The 21,144-nt window shown below is 28.5% G+C and carries 21 protein-coding genes; 6 read left to right on the top strand and 15 right to left on the bottom strand.

Features of this window, described 5'->3' with window-relative positions; genetic code table 11:
* Positions 1 to 2: 2 nt before the first annotated feature.
* The 5 genes from B5464_RS14325 to B5464_RS06370 all read right to left on the bottom strand — a co-directional run bounded on the left by B5464_RS14325 (position 3) and on the right by B5464_RS06370 (position 3,633).
* Positions 3 to 155: a hypothetical protein gene (locus B5464_RS14325; RefSeq protein WP_154066946.1), complete on the bottom strand. Its 153-nt coding sequence runs from the start codon at positions 153 to 155 to the stop codon at positions 3 to 5.
* A complete protein-coding gene (locus B5464_RS06385) occupies positions 156 to 698 on the bottom strand; it encodes a hypothetical protein (RefSeq protein ID WP_154066945.1) in 543 nt (180 codons plus the stop codon).
* Between the two features lie 129 nt (positions 699 to 827).
* Positions 828 to 2,615, bottom strand: a complete 1,788-nt coding sequence (locus tag B5464_RS06380; protein WP_231963665.1) for a CHASE3 domain-containing protein — start codon at positions 2,613 to 2,615, stop codon at positions 828 to 830.
* Between the two features lies 1 nt (position 2,616).
* Entirely contained in the window at positions 2,617 to 3,063 is a 447-nt protein-coding gene (locus B5464_RS06375; RefSeq protein WP_079737681.1) for a response regulator, read from the bottom strand.
* Positions 3,064 to 3,633 (bottom strand): AraC family transcriptional regulator, encoded by a 570-nt coding sequence (locus B5464_RS06370; protein WP_079737680.1) that lies wholly within the window; start codon positions 3,631 to 3,633, stop codon positions 3,064 to 3,066. It abuts the gene before it with no gap.
* 94 nt (positions 3,634 to 3,727) lie between these two features.
* Here B5464_RS06370 and B5464_RS06365 point away from each other — a divergent pair, with 94 nt between their 5' ends.
* Complete coding sequence (locus B5464_RS06365; protein ID WP_079737679.1) at positions 3,728 to 4,900, top strand: DUF3095 domain-containing protein; 1,173 nt, start codon at positions 3,728 to 3,730, stop codon at positions 4,898 to 4,900.
* Positions 4,901 to 4,951: 51 nt separating this feature from the next.
* On the opposite strand, the gene B5464_RS06360 is transcribed toward B5464_RS06365, so the two are convergent.
* The 5 genes from B5464_RS06360 to metG form a co-directional block, all read right to left on the bottom strand.
* Positions 4,952 to 5,656 (bottom strand): OmpA family protein, encoded by a 705-nt coding sequence (locus B5464_RS06360; RefSeq protein ID WP_079737678.1) that lies wholly within the window; start codon positions 5,654 to 5,656, stop codon positions 4,952 to 4,954.
* Between the two features lie 5 nt (positions 5,657 to 5,661).
* Positions 5,662 to 6,120 (bottom strand): lipocalin family protein, encoded by a 459-nt coding sequence (locus tag B5464_RS06355; RefSeq protein ID WP_079737677.1) that lies wholly within the window; start codon positions 6,118 to 6,120, stop codon positions 5,662 to 5,664.
* A gap of 81 nt (positions 6,121 to 6,201) precedes the next feature.
* Positions 6,202 to 7,104, bottom strand: coding sequence for a histone deacetylase (locus B5464_RS06350; protein ID WP_079737676.1), 903 nt, complete (start codon positions 7,102 to 7,104; stop codon positions 6,202 to 6,204).
* A 1-nt stretch (position 7,105) separates the two neighbouring features.
* Complete coding sequence (locus B5464_RS06345; protein WP_079737675.1) at positions 7,106 to 9,487, bottom strand: hypothetical protein; 2,382 nt, start codon at positions 9,485 to 9,487, stop codon at positions 7,106 to 7,108.
* A 1,069-nt stretch (positions 9,488 to 10,556) separates the two neighbouring features.
* A complete protein-coding gene (gene metG / locus B5464_RS06340; protein ID WP_079737674.1) occupies positions 10,557 to 12,611 on the bottom strand; it encodes a methionine--tRNA ligase in 2,055 nt (684 codons plus the stop codon).
* A gap of 126 nt (positions 12,612 to 12,737) precedes the next feature.
* On the opposite strand from metG, the gene B5464_RS06335 reads away from it, so the two are divergent.
* Both B5464_RS06335 and B5464_RS06330 read left to right on the top strand, forming a co-directional pair.
* Positions 12,738 to 13,745, top strand: a complete 1,008-nt coding sequence (locus B5464_RS06335) for an LD-carboxypeptidase (protein WP_079737673.1) — start codon at positions 12,738 to 12,740, stop codon at positions 13,743 to 13,745.
* 2 nt (positions 13,746 to 13,747) lie between these two features.
* Positions 13,748 to 14,107, top strand: coding sequence for a YraN family protein (locus B5464_RS06330; protein ID WP_079737672.1), 360 nt, complete (start codon positions 13,748 to 13,750; stop codon positions 14,105 to 14,107).
* Here B5464_RS06330 and B5464_RS06325 read toward each other — a convergent pair.
* Positions 14,096 to 15,466, bottom strand: a complete 1,371-nt coding sequence (locus B5464_RS06325; RefSeq protein ID WP_079737671.1) for a TlpA disulfide reductase family protein — start codon at positions 15,464 to 15,466, stop codon at positions 14,096 to 14,098. The genes B5464_RS06330 and B5464_RS06325 overlap by 12 nt on opposite strands.
* A gap of 104 nt (positions 15,467 to 15,570) precedes the next feature.
* Here B5464_RS06325 and B5464_RS06320 point away from each other — a divergent pair, with 104 nt between their 5' ends.
* Entirely contained in the window at positions 15,571 to 16,365 is a 795-nt protein-coding gene (locus B5464_RS06320) for an SDR family oxidoreductase (RefSeq protein WP_079737670.1), read from the top strand.
* On the opposite strand, the gene B5464_RS06315 is transcribed toward B5464_RS06320, so the two are convergent.
* Positions 16,362 to 16,721: a hypothetical protein gene (locus B5464_RS06315; protein WP_077810545.1), complete on the bottom strand. Its 360-nt coding sequence runs from the start codon at positions 16,719 to 16,721 to the stop codon at positions 16,362 to 16,364. The two genes, B5464_RS06320 and B5464_RS06315, sit on opposite strands and share 4 nt — an antisense overlap.
* Positions 16,722 to 16,802: 81 nt before the next feature.
* Between B5464_RS06315 and B5464_RS06310 the strand changes: the two genes are divergently transcribed.
* Together B5464_RS06310 and B5464_RS06305 are read left to right on the top strand one after the other, a co-directional pair.
* Positions 16,803 to 17,318 carry a CvpA family protein gene (locus tag B5464_RS06310; RefSeq protein ID WP_077810544.1) on the top strand — a complete coding sequence of 172 codons (516 nt, stop codon included), beginning with the start codon at positions 16,803 to 16,805 and terminating at the stop codon, positions 17,316 to 17,318.
* Positions 17,319 to 17,361: 43 nt separating this feature from the next.
* Positions 17,362 to 17,739 (top strand): hypothetical protein, encoded by a 378-nt coding sequence (locus B5464_RS06305; protein ID WP_077810543.1) that lies wholly within the window; start codon positions 17,362 to 17,364, stop codon positions 17,737 to 17,739.
* 53 nt (positions 17,740 to 17,792) lie between these two features.
* Here B5464_RS06305 and B5464_RS06300 read toward each other — a convergent pair whose 3' ends face one another.
* The 3 genes from B5464_RS06300 to B5464_RS06290 are packed head-to-tail and all read right to left on the bottom strand — an operon-like array spanning position 17,793 to position 21,141.
* Positions 17,793 to 18,422 carry a carbonic anhydrase family protein gene (locus tag B5464_RS06300; RefSeq protein ID WP_079737669.1) on the bottom strand — a complete coding sequence of 210 codons (630 nt, stop codon included), beginning with the start codon at positions 18,420 to 18,422 and terminating at the stop codon, positions 17,793 to 17,795.
* A 12-nt stretch (positions 18,423 to 18,434) separates the two neighbouring features.
* Entirely contained in the window at positions 18,435 to 20,297 is a 1,863-nt protein-coding gene (locus B5464_RS06295; RefSeq protein ID WP_079737668.1) for a SulP family inorganic anion transporter, read from the bottom strand.
* A 58-nt stretch (positions 20,298 to 20,355) separates the two neighbouring features.
* Positions 20,356 to 21,141, bottom strand: coding sequence for a hypothetical protein (locus tag B5464_RS06290; RefSeq protein WP_079737667.1), 786 nt, complete (start codon positions 21,139 to 21,141; stop codon positions 20,356 to 20,358).
* Between the last annotated feature and the right edge of the window lie 3 nt (positions 21,142 to 21,144).

Raw genomic sequence — 21,144 nt, 5'->3', positions numbered from 1 at the left:
TTTTATGTGTCTTTAATTTTGTACCAAATTATACCTAGAATAAAAGATGCTAGGAGTAATAAATGAATTAACGGACTTTCTATTGCAAGTACAAAATAACATACAGCCCATGCTATAATTATTAAAATAAATGTGATGTATAGAAAGTTTTTCATTTACTCTTCATTTAAAAGATTCTCTATATTTTCTTTTTTCTCTTCTAAGAAATACTCAGATTCATTTGCGAGTACATTCATAGATTCGTTATTAGTTATTTTTGCGAAATCACTCATTACCGCAACTTGCTTATCTATAATTTTATTTAAGGTTAACAAATAAGCTTTCTCGTTAGATTCTTTATTATTTACAACAAATGGTTTTTTTTCTAAAAACAATACATCATTTACATTAGGTATTAAAATCATTTCTTTTCTAGAAATGTCTTTAATAGAGCCTAAACGTTCTTTAACTCCTTTATTTATAGAGTTTAAAATCTGTTTTGTTTCTGGGGTAACAGAGTCTTTTTCTTTTATGTAATTGTTATAATTAATTATATAAATGTAGTTTTTTGTAGCTTCTACTAATAATTTAGCGTCTGTTTGACTGCTTAATATTTTGTCTTCTTTTTCTTTTGTAGTGGTTTTTTTATCACAAGAAAACATCAAAAATAGAAATGCAGTAAAAAGAAGACTAGCTAGTATTTTTTTAGTACGTTTCATTTATTCTCACTTTTGTTATTGGAATACAAAGGTCGAAAAAAGGATAGGATTTTTTGTTACAGAATTAATAAGAGAATTTATACAATTTCCATAAATTGTAAGTATAGCTAGAAAAAACGAGGGTGTTTTTTAGTTAAAAGGAAGATAAACTTCGAAAATTGAACCAATATTTGGCTTACCAGTAGCAAAAATATATCCTTGATGATTTTCTACAATTTTTTTACAAATAGATAAACCAATTCCTGTACCAGAATATTCGTTTTTGTTATGAAGCCTACTAAAAAGTACAAATATTTTTTCTGCGTATTCTTCATCGAAACCTATACCATTGTCTTCAAAAGTAATCTTATGGTAAAAATTAAACTTGGTGTTCTTTATTTTTTTTATATCGCTCGCATCAACTTTTTTGTAAGAAATTTTAATATTTGGTGAAACTTCTTTTTTGCTGTATTTTAATGAGTTACCAATTAAATTGATGAATAATTGTTGTAACTGAAAAGGTATAACTGTTAATGCGGGTATTGTTTCTGATGTAATAATGGCATCTTTTTCTAAAATAGTTTCTGCCAATTCTTGTTTTGCATTTTCAAGAATGATATTCATGTTAGTTTCTTCAAAAACTTCTTCAGATTTATTAGTCCTAGAAAATTGTAATAAATCGTCTATTAATAAACGCATTCTTGTAGAAGAGGTTTTTATCCTTTCTAAATATAAATTTCCTCTTTCAGATAAATTAGAAGCTTCTTTTTCTTCTAATCTAGAAATAAAAGTTTGTATTTTTCGAAGAGGTTCTTGTAAATCATGACTTGCAACATGATTAAAAGAAGATAATTCCTTATTGTTTCTTTCTAACTCTAAATTTCTTTCTTCTAGTAATCTATAATTTTCTATCTCATCGGTAATATCTGCAGTTGTACCAATAAGTCTTCTATTATCTTCGTTATCTGTAAGCACTTTGCCATAAGCTTTAAAGTATCTTATGCTGCCATTTTTTTGAACAATTCTATAGTAAATGAATGGCAAATCTTCTGTCTCCATCATTTTTTCGACTTGTTTTTTCAATTTATCTACATCCTCTGGATGTACAAATTGCATAAAATTTTCTATAGTAGGTTCAAAAGACTGAGGTTGCTCACCTAATAATCTGTATAAATTATCAGAATAACTAAATTTATTTTCTTCTATAAACCAGTTCCAAGTACCATGTTTACTAACAATTTCTGATTGATTTGTAGATTCTTTAAAAATTTCTAATTGAAGGTTTTTGGTTTGTAAATTTTTAATATCATTATTAATTTTCGAATACGTAAAAAGTAGTAATAGAAGGGCAATTATTAAAACCGAATAAATAATAATCGGTGTATTTGTTATACTTCTTTCGTTATCTAATTTTCTAATTCTTAAAAGATTGTTGTTATGGGTAATCATTTGATTAATTTCTAATCGAATGTTGTCCATGGTTTTTTTACCTGCAAGAAGTAGTGCATCAAACTCTTTAGAATCTAAATTATCGTTTTTAGAAAACTTAAAAGTCTCATCAAAATAATTTAAGTTTTTATCAATTAAAATTGTTAAATCTCTAAGCTTTTGTTGTTGTCTTTCGTCTTTTTTTGTTAATTCTTTTAAACGCGCAAAACTGTTATTTGTTTTTTCTCTACCAGAAAAAAATGATTCTAAAAACCGAGTATCTTCAGAAATTAAATAACCTCTTTGGCCAGTTTCGCTATCTTTTAGGTAAGAAAGTATTTGTTCTAATTCGATATTTACTTCATACGTATGCTCTACTAAATCAAAAGATTTAATTAATGTTTGCAGGTGTTTGTACGCCAAACCACCCATGCATAGTATTACAAAAAGACTTATACCAAAGGTAATCTTTAAGAAACGTGTAGATTTAAATATCGATTTTATATTCACTTTATAATCTTAATAAAAAGTTGTCTTTGTTAAGGCCACTTGTTTGATATTGCCAATTTATAGTAACTACATTAGAAAGCACTTTCTTTAATTTTTTAAAGTCGTTAGGTTTTTTAATGTAAACGTTAGCACCTAAAACAAAGGTGTTTTCTATGTCTTCTTCTGATGCAGAAGTAGAATAAATTACAATAGCAATATCTTTAAGTCTATCTACTTTTTTAATTTCTGTTAAACATTCTATACCCGATTTTTTTGGCATGTTTAAATCTAAAAAAAGTATTTTTGGCAGAATACTATCTTCTTGGTTTAAGTAGTTCATTAACTCTAAACCGTCTTTAAAAGTGCTTACTTTTGTGTTAATTTTTAACTCGTCAAAAGCATCTTCAAAGAAAAGTCTGTCGTCTTCATCATCATCTGCTAAAATTATAAAAACATCTTTATGTTGCATTTATTCTTGTTTTTTAGGGTTATTTAGCTCTCTTCTCTTTGTTATTATTCTTTGAAAAGCAGAAGGTGTTATACCTGTTGTATTTTTAAATTGTGTACTTAAATGTGCTACACTAGAGTAATTTAATTTATATGCAATATCGGTAATTTTTAAATCGGTATTGATAATTAATTGCTTTGTGTATTCAATTTTTTGTAGAATGATAAAGTTTTCTATGGATGTATAGGTAACTTCAGAAAATAAATTAGACAAATACCCGTAACTATGATCTAGTTTTTCTGATAAATACACAGAACTTTTAACATTTATATTTTCATCATCATTAAAAACCATATCTGTAATAGTATCTTTTATTTTTTGAACTAAAATACTTTTTTGGTTTTCAATAACTTCACTACCATATTCTTGTAAACTATCGTTTAATTGCGATAGTTGGTCTTCTGTAATTTTTTCTAAAAACTCTATTTCACCAAAACCTAGAATTTTATGTTTAACATCTAATTCATTTAACTTTTCTTCAATAAGTTTATTACAAACTGCAGTAAAATCAAATTTTATAAATATTTTCATGTGTAGCGTGTTATTTTGCTAATATAATAGATATATTACAATTATTTTCTTTAAGCATTTAAAAAAGAAATTGTATTGATATAATTTATAGATAATGATTAACAACACAGGGTTTTACAAAAAATTAAGTTACAATAATATTCCTATTAGAGAACTTCTTAAAAATGAAAATTTATTTAATGCTGTACCAAGCAATTGGGTAGTTATAGTAACAGATATTGTAAATTCTACAAAAGCGATAAAAAACGGAGGTCATAACGATGTTAATTTAGTTGCTACAGGTAGTATAATTACTGTTTTAAATAAAATTAAGAAGATCAATAAAAAAATTACGATTCCATATTTTTTTGGAGGTGACGGCGCAACTTTTATTGTTGCAAAAGAAATTCTAGAACCTGTTTATACAGCTTTAGAAAATTATAGTGATCACGTAGAAAAAAACTTTAATTTAAAACTAAGAGTAGGGCAAATGCGTGTAGAAGACATTTATGCAACTGGCGCTACTTTAAGAATCGCTAAATTAAAATTAAACTCTTTTTTAGTAACTCCGGTAATTATTGGTAACGGTTTAAAACTTGCAGAAAACCTAATTAAAGAGCAGTTTGTAGAAAATATTGATGATAAAATTGATGATATTTCTATTGATTTAGAAGGTATGGAGTGTCGTTGGAATGAAATTAAGCCCAATAGCGAAGAAAAAAAGGTAATATGCTTACTTGTTATGTGTAATAACGAAGAAAAACAAGCAGAAGTTTACACAACGATTATGGATGAGATAGATTATATTTTTGGAAGTCTATCTGAAAGAACACCAATAACAACTTTAAAACTGGCTTTAAATACATCTTTTGATAAAATTAAAACGGAAATGTATGCTCGTTTGGGTAAGTTTGATTTAATTTATCTTATAAAAAATTGGCTAATTACAAACTTTGGTAAATATTATTTTAGGTTTTTTAAGGATGGTAAAGCGTATTTATATAAAGTTTCTCAATTATCTGATACGATTATGTTAGATGGTTCTATAAACACTGTTTTTTCTGGTACAGAAAAACAAATTAGTAAGTTGAGGCTTTTGTTGGATTCATTAGAATCTCAGCAAAAAATAATTTACGGAATTCATGCTACATACGCCTCTATAATGTCTTGTTATATAGAAGATAGAGATGAAAAACATATACACTTTGTAGATGGTACAGAAGGCGGTTATACAACCGCTTCTAAAGAGTTAAAGAAAAAAATAAATAGTTATAAAGTTTACTCATAAAAAAAGCCGCTTTTTAGCGGCTTTTTTTAATTATATATAAAATATCAGAAGTTATTGTCCTACTTCTTCTTTAGCTTCTTCTACCATCTTTTCGTTAGGTAAAATAGCAACATTTACTCTTCTATTTTTGGCTCTACCTTCTGCAGTTGTGTTATCATACTTTGGTTGCGTTTCACCGAACCATTGTGTTGTAAATCTACCTCTTTGTAATCCTTTTGCTATTAAATAATTAGTTACAGATTTTGCTCTTTTTTCAGATAAAGTCATATTGTAGCTGTCTCTACCAGAGCTATCTGTGTGCCCAACAACTAAGATGTTTGTATCTGGAAATTCTGCAAAAACACTAGATAGTTTGTTTAAAGTTTCTTGCGATTTTGCATTGATGTCATCTTTGTTAGTATCAAAATAAACACCACTGTTTTCATCAAAAGTAACAACAATACCGTTATCTACTCTTTCTACTTCTGCTCCAGGAATCTCTGTTTCAATTTGTTTTGCTTGATCATCCATTTTTTTACCAATTAGAATTCCGGCACCACCACCAACAACTCCACCAATTACAGCTCCTAGTTTACTGTTTTTTCCGCTACCAACGTTATTACCAATAATGGCACCAATTAAAGCACCTGTTGTGGTTCCTATTACAGCACCTTTTTGTTTGTTGTTTGCATTTTTAGTTGCTTCGCAACTTGTTAAACTTGCTGTTAATGCTATTGCTACTGCAAAAGCAGAAATTTTGTTCAATATATTTTTCATAATTGTTATTGTTTTGTAAAGTTCATGTTTATAATAAACGGAGTTCCGTTTACCATTAAGTTTTGTTTCCAAGTCATATTTGTTTCAGAAAGATTAGATAATTCTAACCTAAAACCAATATTGTTTTCGTTATTTTTTGGTTTTAATAAAAAGTCATAATAACCTGATGTTTCATCAATTTCTTGAATTATAAAAATGAATTCTCTATCACCTGATTCACAACTCGAATTGTTTATTGTATAAATACCAGAATTATTATTTGGTACAAATTTCCAAGAACTTCCTTCTAAACATTCTTTTGTAGCATCATTAAAAAGAGTAACATTATAATCGCCTGTTTTGCTGTATGTAATATTATTTAAAGTCCAGTTTCCTTTTATGGTTTTTTCTTTACTTCTAACAGTTTTAGATGCTCCGCAAGAAACCAAAGAGGTTATAAATAATAGTATTAATAATTTTTTCATGAGATATTTTATTTATTCTGATACAAATAAACAAACATGATGGTTGATGGCTTAACTCAAAAGAAAATAATATGAATTCATTTAAAAAAAGATATCTTGAGCGAGTCTATAAGTATTAGAATGCGCATTTATAATAGTGCTTATGTTTTTTGAATACCCTCCACCCATAGAGCACATTATTGGAATTTTAAGATCAAAACAGGTTTGTAAAACAAACTTATCTCTTTCTTTACAGCCATTAATTGTTAATCCTAATTTACCAAGTTTATCGGTTTTAAGTACATCCACACCACATAAGTAATATATGAAATCAGGTTTCTCTTGCCTAATAATTTTTGGAAGTATTTCTTTTAGTATTGTTAAATATTGCAAGTCTTCAGTATCATTTTCTAAAGCAATATCTAGATCAGATTTTTCTTTTACGAATGGGTAATTACTTTTACCATGTATTGAAAAAGTAAAAACAGAAGTATCATTTTTAAAAATTTCTGCAGTTCCGTTACCTTGGTGTACATCTAAATCTACTATTAAAATTTTGTTAGCTAAGTCTTTATTTTGAAGATATTTTGCGGCAATAGCTTGATCGTTTAGCATGCAGAATGCTTCGCCTCTGTTAGAAAATGCATGATGAGTACCTCCAGCAATATTCATTGCAATTCCATTATGTATTGCAAATTTAGAAGCTTTAATAGTACCATCTGCTATTATCATCTCTCTTTCTATTAATTCTTCAGAAAGCGGAAAACCAATTTTTCTAGCAGCTTTTTGTGGTAAAGTTAAATTTAAAAGATCGTGAAAGTACTCTGAATCATGTACAGAAAAAAAATGTTTGATATTAGGAACCGTTGGTTCAAAGAAGTTTTCTAAGACACAAGTGCCTTCATGTAATAATTGTTGTGGTAAAAGGTCATATTTTTCCATAGGAAAACGATGACCTTTCTTTAACTTATGATTGTAAATTGGATGGTATGCTATTTTTAGCATTTTATTCTACTTCATTTGTTGTGTTAATAATTTGTGTTTCTGAGATGAAATTATTATTTAAAACACCTTCTATAAATAGCTTTGATGAGTTAGTATTTGTATTTAAAATTTTAAATATAATATACCCATTTTCATTTACTTTTAAATTAGGAAGCCAAGCGATTGCACCAAATTTTTTAAATATTTTAGAATCATAATTCCTGTAAATAGGAGTATAGTACTTTTTAGGAGAATTGAAAGTTAAAGGAAATTTGTATGAAGCAATTTCATTTTTAGTATAACGATATTTCATTCTTTTTACAGGGTCTGTTACAATTTTAATAACACCTGCACCTCCTCTTATTCCATATCCAATTCCAACCTTATCTATTTCAATATAATCTACAATATTCATTTTAAAATTTTGTAAAAAACTAAAGTCTGATAATGGTACATTATCTAATATTACTAAAGGAATAGTATTATTTGGCGTATTCGGATTTGGATTTACAATTACTAATTTACCTGAATAATCATTTGCTCTAAAACCTCTTCCAGTTAAATAACTAGCAAGAGTATTGCCACCTTTAGTATCGTCATCAGTAAAAAAATCTACAGTTCCTCTACTATTATTTCTTATTTTTTTCTGCCTATCTTCACTCTTATTAGACTTAATTTTAATTTCATTTAACATTATTGCATTATCAAAATTTATGAAAGATAATTCTGAGTTGTCTATATCGAAATAATTTTTTTTATAAGGTATTTCATAAGAATCAATTGAAAACCTTGGTATTTTTGTAGGATAAAATTGGATATATAAACTTGGTTTATCTGTATTATTTCGTTTATTAAGTATACTAACTCTATAGGTTTCATTATCCTCTGGAAAAAGCTCTGTATGTATAAATGCTTTATCGTTTTCAGTAGGTTTAAAGATTTGAGTGTTATTGTTTTTTAAAGGATATGCTAAAAACCCTTCGCTAGACTCTCCGTTGATATTCGCAACCAAGTTTATACCTTGTTCAAATTTATTTGGATAGGTCTGAGGTTTAAAAATATCACCCCAATTATAACTGCTCCAACCTTGAGTTATTAACAAGTTGTCTAAATCATATTTTGTTTTAAAACTTTCGTTAGAAAAGTAATAGGATGCGTCTTGAATAAAACCTTTTAAATATGGTTCTAAATATAATTTTGATAAGATATTTGAATTAAAACGATATGAATCTGTTGTAGACGGTAATACAGAAACGCTTATGTTTTGTAACTGATTTTGAGTTATATTTTTATTTAAACGCATTTTAACTAAAATGGAATCACCTCTAACAGAAGTTTCTATATTTTCTGTTTTTATTTTAGATATTGCTGAAGAATTAAAAAATAAACGTTCAGAAATAGGAATGTTTTTTTCAAGATCAAAAAGTGTAAAGATGTTTATACCAGAATACAATTCTTTGTAATTGATTGTTTTTAATATTTCCATTTCATCCTTAAAATCTACATTAGAGGTTTTAAGTTGATGTCCGTTATGAATAGCTAGAATATATTTTTTCTTTTTTAAAATTCGTTTAGTTTCACTGTTTATCTTAAAAGAAATACCTACTTTGTCTCTAAGATCAGCAACAGATAAAACAATACCTTTATTTTCTATACCTTTTATATGTTTAATAACTTCACCTTCTTTAGTATTTAAAACTAAATTATATTTTTCGTTAAATAAAGGAGTAAATGAAGTTCTAGCAATCCCAAACTTATTTAAAGTAAATTCTGCTATACTTTTATTTTTACTATCTACAATCTTACCCTTTATGTTAGCCAAACCAAAACCTTCTTTGTCTTTTACAATAATACCAAGTACATTATTAATTTTAGAGACTAAATGTCCTCCTTCAGGAGTAATTTGTACATTATAGGAATTTTTAGAGGTTTCTTTCTTAACAACCTTTTTTGTATCAGAATTTATTACAACAAACGGATGCTCGTAAAAGTTACGCTCATTAAAGTTTAGCATCCAATTAGTATAAGCTTTAAATTTGTATTTACCGGGGGTAAAAGTAGTGTCTATTTTAAATATATTGTTAGTAAAACCATCTTCTACTTTTACTAATTTACCTTTTATAACTTCGTTTTTATCATTGGTTATTGTGCAGTATAAGTTTTTTGTAATTGATATTGGTTCTTTTTTAGATTTATCAAAAACATAAGCACTAAATCCAAGTATTTCATTTTTAAAAAAAACTGATTTATTCATATGTATGTATACTACTTCTCTGGTAGTTACACCAAACTCATCATATTTTTTAAGTATTTTTTTTTTGTTAATTTGACTTTCTATACTTAATAAGGGAAAAGTAATAAATAAGAATAAAATAATTTGTTTGACTGAGGTAGTTTTTTTCATAGCTAATTTTTTAAAATTCTTTAAATATAATCAAAATACATGCCAATTCATTTAAAAGTAAAAAGTCGTTAAAATCAAGAAAATATGATTTTAACGACTCTTAAATTAATCATATGCATGATTAAATTAGATTGGGGGATTTTTCTTTGATTAGCAATTTTAGGGGGCGCTAACTGATTGCAAATTTACAACCTCAATACACATTTTTATATACTTATTCTACTAGTTGAAGATTGTGTATAGATAAAAGGTAAATTACTGTAGATTAGATGATAATTAGGGTTTTAATGTTTCTAGTAAAAAAAAATCGCTAAAACCAGTCAAGGTATTAGCGATTAATTTTGATTGTTAATTTTAGGGATTTTAACAACTAGTTTTTCTTTGATTAGCAATTTTAGGGGACGCTAACTGATTGCAAATTTACAATCTCAATACACGTTTTTATGCACTTATTCTACTAGTTGAAGAATGTGTATAGGTAAAAGTTAAATTACTGTAGATTAGATGATAATTGGGGTTTTAATATTTTCAGCAAAAAAAATCGTTAAAACCAGTCAAGGTATTAACGATTAATTTTGATTGTTAATTTTAGGGATTTTAACAAAGTGATTTTTTTCACAGCGTTTGCATAATTAGGGGGGTGCTAACGCATTACAAATTTACAACTGTTTTAAATTTGAGTTTTTATATTTTCTATTAATTAACTGTAAAGGTTAGATGAATAACCATTTATTATAGATTAACTTTAAAAACTAAAAATTAATTGTGTAAAAAAAATCGTTAAAACCAATGAAGGAATTAACGATTCGAAGTGATTATAATTTAAATTAGCTATAAGGCTAGGGAATCTTCTAACGGGTTAAAATGTATAATCTCAATGTTATATTGAGGGGTAAACAAAAATACATAGTTGTTTGTTTCTTTTTAAATTAAATCTATTATTCGATATAAAGGTATGCTAGAATACGCTTAAGTGTCGATGAACTGAATTTACAAGCTAATCTTTTAAATAAAAAAAACCACTTCTAAAAGTGGTTTTAATACGTTATCGAGAAATATAATATTCTTTCTAACTCACTTGTTGTCCGTTTTTCACGGCCTTTTCAGGTTCAACAAAAGCTAGTTTTCCTTCTGGTGTGTCTGTCATTAAAATCATTCCTTGGCTTTCTACTCCTCTAATTTTTCTAGGAGCTAAGTTTACTAATACAGAAACTTGTTGACCAATAATATCTTCCGGAGAAAAACTTTCTGCAATACCAGAAACGATAGTTCTTGTGTCTATACCAACATCAACTTTAAGTTTTAAAAGTTTTTTAGTTTTTGCAACTTTTTCTGCTTCTAAAATGGTACCAATTCGAATGTCTAATTTTGTAAAATCATCAAACTCTATGGTTTCCTTTTGCGGCTCTACAACTTTATTTTCTTGTTCGTTGGCAATTTTTGTTGCTTCTAGCTTTGCTACTTGAGCCTCAATTGTTTTGTCTTCAATTTTAGAAAACAATAACTCTGCTTTGTTTATTTGATGTTCAGCAGGTAATAAAACATCTTTTGCTGTTATATCTTCCCAAGAAAGGTTTAAATCAAGATTTAAAATACCTTTTAATTTTGTTGATGTAAAAGGTAAAAATGGTTCTGAAACAACTGCTAAAGCTGCAGAAATTTGCAATGCCACATACATAATTGTTTGAACGCGTTCTGCATCAACCTTTATTACTTTCCATGGCTCTTCATCGGCTAAATATTTGTTTCCAAGTCTTGCTAAGTTCATTAATTCTTGACTAGCTTCTCTAAACCTATATCTTTCTATAGATTTGCCAATAATATTAGGAAACTCTTTTACAGCAGCTAAAACATCTTCGTCAACTTCTGTATAATTACTTGCAAGTGGCACTTGCCCTTGGTAGTATTTATTTGTTAAAACAACAACTCTGTTTATAAAGTTACCAAATATGGCAACTAATTCGCTATTATTTTTAGCCTGAAAATCTTTCCAAGTAAAATCATTGTCTTTACTTTCTGGCGCGTTTGCCGTTAATGTATAACGTAAAACATCTTGTTGATCTGGAAATTCTTCTAAATATTCGTGCAACCAAACTGCCCAATTTTTAGACGTTGATAATTTATTTCCTTCTAAATTTAAAAATTCATTTGCGGGTACATTATCTGGTAAAATGTAATCTCCGTGTGCTTTTAACATACTCGGAAAAATAATACAGTGAAAAACAATATTATCTTTACCAATAAAATGCACCAACTTGGTGTCGTCTTTTTTCCAATAATCTTCCCAGTTTTTGCCTTCTCTTTCTGCCCATTCTTTGGTAGAAGAAATGTAACCAATTGGTGCGTCGAACCAAACGTATAAAACTTTACCATCTGCACCTTCTACAGGTACCGGAATTCCCCAATCTAAATCTCTAGTTACTGCTCTTGGTCTTAAACCATCGTCTACCCAACTTTTTACTTGACCGTAAACGTTAGGTTTCCAATCCTTTTTATGTCCTTTTAAGATCCATTCACGTAAAAATTCTTCGTGCTTATCTAAAGGTAAAAACCAGTGTTTTGTTTCTTTTAAAGAAGGCACATTACCAGTTATTGCAGATTTAGGATTGATTAAATCTGTTGCGTTATGAGATGTACCACAATTTTCACATTGATCACCATAACTTTCTTCGAAACCGCATTTTGGGCAAGTACCAATTACAAACCTATCTGCTAAAAATTGGTTTGCTTCTGCGTCATATAATTGTTCAGAAACTTCTTCTATAAAATCTCCGTTTTCATACAATTTTGTAAAAAATTCTGATGCAGTTTTATGATGTATTTCTGATGAAGTTCTAGAATAATTATCAAAAGAAATACCAAAATCTGCAAAAGATTTTTTAATAATACCGTGGTATTTATCGATAATATCTTGCGGAGAAACACCTTCTTTTTTTGCTCTCATTGGTATTGCAACACCATGTTCATCAGAACCACAGATGTATGCAACATCTTTACCAGTTAAACGTAAATAACGTGCGTAAATATCTGCTGGCACGTAAACACCTGCTAAATGCCCAATATGAATAGGACCATTTGTATAAGGTAAAGCTGCTGTAATTGTATATCTTTTTGGAGCACTCATGTGTTCTTTGTGTTAATTTTAGAAGTGCAAAAGTACAAAAAACACGGTTTTAAAAGTCAACGAAAATAGATACATTTACATTCGCTAGTTATTTAAGCGATTGAATGCTAAAAAAAAAGATTCATTTTGAAGAAAATACAAGTACTTATTACAATTTTATTAGTTGTTTTTTCAACTATAAACGCACAAGAAAAAAGCAATAATTTAGTTACACCACCATATTTAAAACAAGGAGATACGATTGCAATTGTTGCACCTGCAGGAATTTTAAGAGGAAGAAAAGCAACAGTAGATAAAGCTAAAAAATTAGCAGAAAGTTGGGGTTTAAAAGTGGTTTTGGGTAAAAATATGTTCAACCAAAATAACCATTTTGCAGGAACTGATAATGAGCGTTGTCAAGATTTTCAAGATGCATTAGATAATCCGAATATTAAAGCAATTTGGGCTGCCAGAGGTGGTTATGGTTCTGTTAGAATTTTAGATAAATTAGATTTTAATAAATTCAAAAAAAATCCGAAGTGGATAATTGGTTATTCTGATATTACTGCGTTTCATAATCATATACATAATTTAGGCGTAGAAACGATTCACGGAATGATGGCAACAAGTCTAGAAGAAAAGCCAGAAGAAACTATAGAAACAATTGCTAGTTTTAAAAAAGCACTTTTTGGTGAAGATGTAAAGTATGTGTTTGCTGATAATGAGTTGAATAGAAAAAATAGATTAAATACTTCTGAATTAAAAGGACAATTAATTGGCGGAAACTTAGCAATATTAACATCTATGTTAGGTTCTAAAAGTCAATTAAATACAGAAGGAAAAATACTTTTTATTGAAGAAATAGGCGAATATAAATATTCTATTGATAGAATGTTGCAAAGCTTAAAAAGAGCAGGTTATTTTAGAAAAGTAAAAGCTGTAATAGTAGGAGATATGTCTTTAATAAAAAAGAATTCTACAAAATGGGGAAGTTCTATAGAACAGCTAATTTTAGATGTAATACCGCAAGATATACCTGTTGTATTTGATTTTCCTGCGGGTCACGAAGCCGACAATCGAGCATTAATTTTTGGTAGAAATGTAACTTTAGAAATAGATATGGAGAATTGTTTGTTAGATTTTTCTAAAAATTAAAAATGGCTGCACACAATGAACTTGGCGAAAAAGGAGAAAAACTAGCAATAGACTTTTTATTAGAAAAAGGGTATGCTATTTTAGAGAAAAATTACCGTTATTTAAAAGCAGAAGTAGACATCATAGCCAAAGTAGAAAACACATTGGCTGTAATAGAAGTTAAAACGCGCTCTACAGATTATTTTGGTAATCCAGAAGAGTTTGTAAACCCTAAAAAGATTAAATTACTTCTTTCTGCAATAGATTATTACGTTACAGAAAACGACTTAGATGTAGATGTAAGGTTTGATATTATTGCAATTGTACAGCAACATAAATCAACAAAAATTAAGCACTTAGAAGATGCTTTTTTACATTTCTAAATTGTTTAAATAAGCTTTTAATTTTTCTAAATCTTGAGGTTTTGCTATAATTTTCTTATCACTATCTAACACAAAATAAGTTGGTGTAGAATTAATGTTATATGTTCTAGCAATCTTGTTTTCCCATTTGTTTAGACCTAAAACATGATGCCAATTTGGTAGTGTGGTTTTCATGTTATTCCAACCAAATTCATCATTTTCTAGAGAAAAAGCGACTGCTTTTAATTCGTTTTTATTTGCTAAAAACTTATGCAATTGTGGTATTTCTCTTAAACAATGAGAACAACTAGTACTCCAGAATATTAAAACATAATTTTTAGCATCATTTAAAGTAGATAATTTATAGTTTTTGCCGTTTTCTTTCCAAGAAAAATCGGGTGCAATTCTACCAACTTCAGACGCTAATAAAGATAGTTTTTCGTTTTTATATTTTTCGTTTTGTAAAGATTTAGGCAATTTGTTGTAGTAATTGTCAAAAAGATAATCTACCATTTCTAAATTTTTACTTTGCTCAAATTGATTGATCAAAAGCTCTATAACGTTTTTTCTAAATACCACTTCTTTTACCTTCGTAAAAACTTTATTTACAGCGTTTTTGTAAAGTATTTGTTGTTGTTCTAAATCTTCTGAGTAATTAATGTAAAAGATGTAGTCGGATATTCTATCAATTAAAAAAGAAGAATTTATTAATGTTTTACTAGAAAAATCCATATTATCAAAAAAAGTAGCATTTATATTTTGCATATACTCTTTTGCATTGGTTTTTATTTCTGATGGATTTGATCTAGAAGTTGCCTTAATAAAAGGTTGAACATACATTCCGTTTGAACTCTCTAAATATTTTTGTTGTATCGCATTAATTGTTGCTAAAGTAGTTCTGTAATTCGTTTTTAAATCTACTTCTGGGTTTCTTAAAGCGGTAATTTGTAAAGAATCTAGTTTTTGTTGTGCAACAGAAACTTCGCTTAAATAGTTTTTGTAAATAATATTTTCATCAGAATTAGAAAATAAAGTAGTTTGCTCAGGATAATCTGGGTGAAAAGTAAAGCTTACATTTTCTTTGTTGAAGATAAAATCTACAAAACCTGGTGCATCTGTTCTGTAGGTAATTCTGTAAGAACCTACTTTTGCATCTGCAGGTAAATCAAACTGAAAAGTACCGATAGTTTGCTTTTTACCTTCAATAGCAATAGTATCTTTTTTTATCGTTGTATTGGTAACAAATTTTTGTTTTGCGCCTTCTATTCTATATAAAATTGCCCAATCTGTTTTTATATCATTAGTTAAAGTACCATTAATACTAAATTGTGCTTGTGCAAATGATGATATTAGAAATATTAAAACAAGTACTTTTTTCATTTTTTTCTTCGGATTTTATTTCTCGAAATACTATTTTCAAGAAGTGTACCAAAAATACTATTTCTCTAACAAATTAGGTATATTGTAAACCAAAATTTAACAATATGTCTTTTTCTAATAAAGTAGTTTGGGTAACTGGTGCATCTTCTGGTATTGGTAAAGCTTTAGTAATAGAACTCTCTAAGCAAAATGCAAAACTTATTATATCTTCTAGAAATTTAGAGGCATTAAATTTGGTAAAGCAAGTATGCGAAAATGCTAATAATATTAAAATCTTAGCATTAGATTTAGAAGATTATATAAGTTTAGAAGAAAAAGCTACTGAAGCTATAGCTGCTTTTGGACGTGTTGATGTACTAATAAATAATGGCGGAATTAGTCAACGCTCTTTAGTAGAAGAAACAGAAATTACTGTTGATAAAAGAATTATGGATATCAATTACTTGGGCACAGTTGCCTTAACAAAAGCTATTTTACCTCATTTTTTAGAAAATAAAAATGGTCATTTTGCGGTAACTACAAGTATTGTTGGTAAAATAGGAACACCATTAAGATCTAGTTACGCGGCAAGTAAACATGCTTTACATGGTTTTTTTGATAGTTTTCGAGCAGAAGTTCATCAGAAAAATATAAAAGTAACTCTAATTTGTCCTGGATTTATAAATACAAATGTTTCTAAAAACGCGTTAACCGGTAGCGGTAAACCACAAGGAATTATGGATGCAGCAACTGGTAACGGCATGTCTGCAGAACTTTGTGCAAAACGAATGCTAAAGGCTATAAATAAAAATAAAGAAGAAGTTTATATTGCTGGTTTTAAAGAAAAATTAGGTGTTTATGTAAAAAGATTTATACCAAGATTATTTTCTATTTTAGTTAGAAAAATGAGTGTAACTTAATCTTCTAAATACTTTAAGTTATCAAAATAATTTACAATTGCTTCTTTCATTAAAACTGTTTGTTCACCTGGTTTTAAGTTTGGTAATTCTGTAATTATTTTATAATGAGGCCAGCTATCATCATCAAAATAATCAAATTCATAATAACCATAAGGTTCTAAAAGTTTACAAATAGCAATATGCATTAAGTTTACTTTTTCATCTTTTTTAAAGCTAGTTTGCCCAGTACCTAATTCTTGTACGCCAATTAAGTAGATAATTCCATCCATATTTAACTCATCACCATCTGCAAATTGTTTAGTAAGTTTATCTACTAACAAATTCCATTTTTCTTTAAGGTTTACTACTTTTTCCATGCTTAAAATTTAAGATTACAAAGATACAATGCCCATTTTTAATTTTTAAAAAAAAGATGTAGGTTTGAAGAAATTAATTTAATGAATGTTTTTGATATAGTTATTGCAGCATTGCTACTGTTTGGTTTTGTAAGAGGTGTAATGAAAGGTCTTTTTGTAGAAATAGCGTCTTTAGTTGCCTTAATTGGTGGTGTTTATGGTGCAATACATTTTTCGTTTTTTGTAGGTGATTTCTTAAAAAAATCCGTATCTTGGAGCAAAGAATACATTTCTTTAGCAGCTTTTGCTGCAACTTTTATTATAATTATAGTAACTATAGCCTTAATTGGTAAATTGCTAACTAAATTGGCAGATTTTGCATCTTTAGGTATTATAAATAAAATTTTAGGAGGCGTTTTTGGCGCATTAAAAATAGGTTTAATCTTAAGTGTAGTTTTTATTTTCTTCGGAAAAATGAACGATACTATTCCATTTATTGAAAAAGAAACTTTAGAAAACTCAATTTTATACACTCCTGTAAAGAAAATTGCCCCTACAATATTTCCTTCCATCATTAAAGATGAAAAAGAGGAAAAAACCCCTGTTATAAACATTTAATTAAACTATTTTTTTTGTAGTTTTATATTTATATTAATTAGCCATGAAAAAATTATACTTTTTAATCGCGTTTGCAGGAGCTGTAGTTTTAAGTTCTTCAAAATTAGCTGATTGCAATATTTTAAAAAATAACGCATTCAAGTATAAAGTTGGTAGTAAAGATGTTTTAGTTCAGTTTGGTGAAGATGAATATATCGAATATCACGAAAACAAAAAATATTTTATAAAGTCTGATATCGAATGGTTAACAGAATGTGAATATAAATTAATTATTCAAGAATCTACTTTACCTAATTTCCCTTTTAAAACAGGTACCACGATGCGTATTAAAATAGATAGAGTAAAAGGAAAGAAAGTATATTATACGGCAAAACTAGGTGGTAGAAGTTGGGAGTGGCGAATGACTAAAGTAAATAAGTAATAAAAAAAAATCCAGCTTTTAAAAGCTGGATTTTTTTTGAAATCTAATGTAATTTATAACATAGTAACTTTACCAGTTTCTAAAGAGTAAATACCTCCTAATATTTTAATTTCACCATTTTCTTCCATATCTTTTAAAATAGGACTTTTTTCTCTAATTCTTTCTACCGTTAAAAGTACATTGTTCTCTACCGTCTTAGCTACAAACTCTGGGTTACTTGAGTTTGCTTCACCTTCAACTTCTTCTGATGATTTTTTTACAGCTGGCATAATATTGTTTAACATTGCAGTTATGTTACCAAGCTCTACACCATCACAAGCTGCTTTAACAGCACCACAACTTTGGTGTCCTAAAACTAATACAACTTTACTTCCGGCTACTGCACAAGAATATTCTAAACTTCCTAATATGTCTGTATTTTCGAAATTTCCTGCCACTCTAGAAACAAAAATGTCTCCAATTGTTTGATCAAAAACTTGTTCTACAGGTACTCTAGAATCTATACAAGATAATACAACAGCTTTTGGGTATTGACCACCCACAGTTTCTTTTACCAAAGATTTGTAATCTACAGCTTCTAAAGAATTGTTCATAAACCTTTTGTTTCCGTCTAAAAGATTATTTAAAACATCATCTGGTGTTAATGCATCTTGTGCTACTTTATTTATTGCTAATTTTCTCATTTTTTTAATTTTTTAAAATTCGTCTTTAATATTTTCTTTAACCCATAAAACACAAGTATCAAAGTTTTTAAAAATGTGTTCTAAAGGAATAAAATCGGGTATGATGTCTATTCTTTCCATCATATATCTTGGTTGCTCTAATAAATCTACAAACAAGACTTCTATATTTCTTTTCTTTAAATCTAACAGCATATCTTCCATCGCATATAAACCAGATTGATCTATATATTGCATTTTGCCTAAACGCATAATAACGGTTTTGGCAGTTTCTGGTATTTGTTGCGACAATGCTTGAAACTCGCTAGTAGAACCAAAAAATAAAGGTCCTTTTAGGTGTTTGATAAACACTTCTTCTTTTAAATTTTCTGGAAAATTAATCTCATCAGACCAAACTTCTTCTTTTAAAGATTTTACGTCGGATCTTTTTGCAGTTAAATCTCCAATTTTTTTCATGAACATTAAAGAGGCAATTACCAAACCAATTCCTACGGCATAAACCAAGTTCCAAAAAGTAGATAGTAGTAAAACCACCATCATAATTAATACTTCAGAACTCAATTTTATCGGACCTATTTTTATGTCCTTTGGTAAGTGTGGTATTGCCTTTAAGCCTTTATAATCCATCACACCAATTCCTACAGTAATTAAAATTCCGGCTAATACACCTGCAGGTATTTTAGAAGCTATAGGTCCTAAACCTAACATAATTACAAGTAACATAATACCTGCAATCATACCAGAAATTTTCGTTTTTCCACCGGCATTAATATTTACTACAGTTCTAATTGTTGCACCAGCACCCGGAATTCCGCCAAAAATAGCAGCAATAGTGTTACCAATACCTTGCCCAACAAGTTCTTTATTCGGTTTGTGTTTGGTTTTTGTCATGTTATCAGCTACAACACTTGTTAACAAAGAATCTATAGCACCTAATAATGATAAGGTAAGTGCTGTAAATATGTAGGGTGTTACGTTGGTTAAACTAAAATCTGTAAAGATTTCCCATTTCGGAATTGGAATTCCGCTTGGTATTTCTTGAATAGTTCTATAATCTAAATTAAAACCAACCGCTATACCAGACATTACAATTAAAGCAACAAGTGTGCTTGGTATTTTTAATGTAATTCTCTTAAAACCATATATAATTACAATGGTTCCTAAAGCCAATAACAACTCTAACAAATTGATGTTTTTTAGTGCTCTTGGTAAAACTTTTAAAGCACCTAATGCACCAGAAGCTTCTTTTGCTGCCAATGTTTTAGACTCTCTAGTAACATCTTCTAAACTGATGTTTTGCGCATTATTAATAGTTTCTTTAAAATTATCTAAAACTAATGTGCCTTCACCAACTTGTTCTTTTAAAATGTTTTCTAAAATTATTTCTTGAGCTTCGGGTTTAAATGTATTTACAAACTCTACATCTTCCTTTGGATAATAACCAACAGAAGGAAGTATTTGAGTAAGTAAAATAATAACTCCAATTGCTGTCATAAAACCAGATACAACAGGATAAGGTATGTACCTAATGTATTTACCCAAACCTACAACACCTAAAATAATTTGAAACAAACCAGCTAAAATAAACACTGTTAAAATAGCGGGCATTGCCTTTGTAATATCACCGTCGTTTGCGGCAATAATACCAGCAATAACTACCATACTTACGGCTGTCATTGGAGCTGTTGGACCAGATATTTGAGTATTTGTACCACCAAATAAAGCAGCAAAAAAACTAATAAAAATTGCACCATACAATCCTGCACTTGGTCCTAGACCAGAAGAAACTCCAAAAGCTAAAGCTAAAGGTAGTGCAACAATACCAGCTGTAATTCCGCCAAAAAGATCTCCTTTTATATTAGAAAATATGTTTTTCATTGGTTTATTCTTTTAAATTCTATATTTATCAATTAGTTTAAACTTTACTTTCTCGCGGTTATACTTTATTAGTAATTAGCAGAGAACAGTTTAAGTTTTTAGCAATTGAACTTACTTTAGAATTAATTTCTAGCGTTTTATTTTTGTTTCTATTTAAAAATAACAATTGTAAAGATGAATTACTTACGTAATCATTTACACTTGCAACTGTATTTGATTTTTGGGTTAACACAACTTTTTCGATGTTGCTAATTTTACTGTTTAAAGAATCTGAAGCAGCGCTTTTTTGCAAAAGTTTTATAGGTTTTTTAGAAAATGCAACCAATTGTTCTTTAATACGATTGTTTTCTAAATCAATAGTATCAATAAAACCAATATCTAGTTTGTCATTTGCTGCTAGGGTTTTGTCTTCCGAAGAAATCATAATAGTACCATCAAATTCTTTTAAGATAAACGCTGTTAACTTATCTCCAAGAAAAGACATTGTTTTAGATTTACTTTTACCAAGTACAATTACACTTGGCTTAACTGCAGCTATTTGTTTGCTAACATTCTCTTTTAAATTACCAAATGCAACGTTATGTTTAATATGAACATCATCATCATCTATAGCTACTTTATTAATTATAGTTTTTAGGCTATTGTCTGTAGCTATAAATGTTTGATTTATAGATCTCATTGCAGATAACTGACTCTCTTTTGAAGCAACTTCTGTTGCTTTTTTTACACAAAAAAGAGATACATCAGCGTTTATAATTCTTGCTAAATTAGTTGCATTGGTAACAATTGCTTCTGTAGCAGAATTTAAATCTGATAGTACAAGAATTTTATGTTTTTCTGACATGGA

Origin of the sequence: Polaribacter sp. KT 15 (genome assembly GCF_900143115.1) — a bacterium.
Lineage (GTDB): Bacteria > Bacteroidota > Bacteroidia > Flavobacteriales > Flavobacteriaceae > Polaribacter > Polaribacter marinaquae.
Note: the sequence above shows the minus strand (reverse complement) of the source record. Positions and strands in the feature narration are given on the sequence as shown.

What these genes read in the sequence shown, in the direction of transcription:
- B5464_RS06350 (WP_079737676.1), bottom strand. Translation starts at nt 7,104, where the DNA reads ATGCTAAAAATAGCATACCATCCAATTTACAATCATAAGTTAAAGAAA.
- B5464_RS06295 (WP_079737668.1), bottom strand. Translation starts at nt 20,297, where the DNA reads ATGAAAAACATATTTTCTAATATAAAAGGAGATCTTTTTGGCGGAATT.
- B5464_RS14325 (WP_154066946.1), bottom strand. Translation starts at nt 155, where the DNA reads ATGAAAAACTTTCTATACATCACATTTATTTTAATAATTATAGCATGG.
- B5464_RS06310 (WP_077810544.1), top strand. Translation starts at nt 16,803, where the DNA reads ATGAATGTTTTTGATATAGTTATTGCAGCATTGCTACTGTTTGGTTTT.
- B5464_RS06385 (WP_154066945.1), bottom strand. Translation starts at nt 698, where the DNA reads ATGAAACGTACTAAAAAAATACTAGCTAGTCTTCTTTTTACTGCATTT.
- B5464_RS06370 (WP_079737680.1), bottom strand. Translation starts at nt 3,633, where the DNA reads ATGAAAATATTTATAAAATTTGATTTTACTGCAGTTTGTAATAAACTT.
- B5464_RS06360 (WP_079737678.1), bottom strand. Translation starts at nt 5,656, where the DNA reads ATGAAAAATATATTGAACAAAATTTCTGCTTTTGCAGTAGCAATAGCA.
- B5464_RS06300 (WP_079737669.1), bottom strand. Translation starts at nt 18,422, where the DNA reads ATGAGAAAATTAGCAATAAATAAAGTAGCACAAGATGCATTAACACCA.
- B5464_RS06290 (WP_079737667.1), bottom strand. Translation starts at nt 21,141, where the DNA reads ATGTCAGAAAAACATAAAATTCTTGTACTATCAGATTTAAATTCTGCT.
- metG (WP_079737674.1), bottom strand. Translation starts at nt 12,611, where the DNA reads ATGAGTGCTCCAAAAAGATATACAATTACAGCAGCTTTACCTTATACA.
- B5464_RS06320 (WP_079737670.1), top strand. Translation starts at nt 15,571, where the DNA reads ATGTCTTTTTCTAATAAAGTAGTTTGGGTAACTGGTGCATCTTCTGGT.
- B5464_RS06325 (WP_079737671.1), bottom strand. Translation starts at nt 15,466, where the DNA reads ATGAAAAAAGTACTTGTTTTAATATTTCTAATATCATCATTTGCACAA.
- B5464_RS06330 (WP_079737672.1), top strand. Translation starts at nt 13,748, where the DNA reads ATGGCTGCACACAATGAACTTGGCGAAAAAGGAGAAAAACTAGCAATA.
- B5464_RS06375 (WP_079737681.1), bottom strand. Translation starts at nt 3,063, where the DNA reads ATGCAACATAAAGATGTTTTTATAATTTTAGCAGATGATGATGAAGAC.
- B5464_RS06365 (WP_079737679.1), top strand. Translation starts at nt 3,728, where the DNA reads ATGATTAACAACACAGGGTTTTACAAAAAATTAAGTTACAATAATATT.
- B5464_RS06305 (WP_077810543.1), top strand. Translation starts at nt 17,362, where the DNA reads ATGAAAAAATTATACTTTTTAATCGCGTTTGCAGGAGCTGTAGTTTTA.
- B5464_RS06345 (WP_079737675.1), bottom strand. Translation starts at nt 9,487, where the DNA reads ATGAAAAAAACTACCTCAGTCAAACAAATTATTTTATTCTTATTTATT.
- B5464_RS06355 (WP_079737677.1), bottom strand. Translation starts at nt 6,120, where the DNA reads ATGAAAAAATTATTAATACTATTATTTATAACCTCTTTGGTTTCTTGC.
- B5464_RS06315 (WP_077810545.1), bottom strand. Translation starts at nt 16,721, where the DNA reads ATGGAAAAAGTAGTAAACCTTAAAGAAAAATGGAATTTGTTAGTAGAT.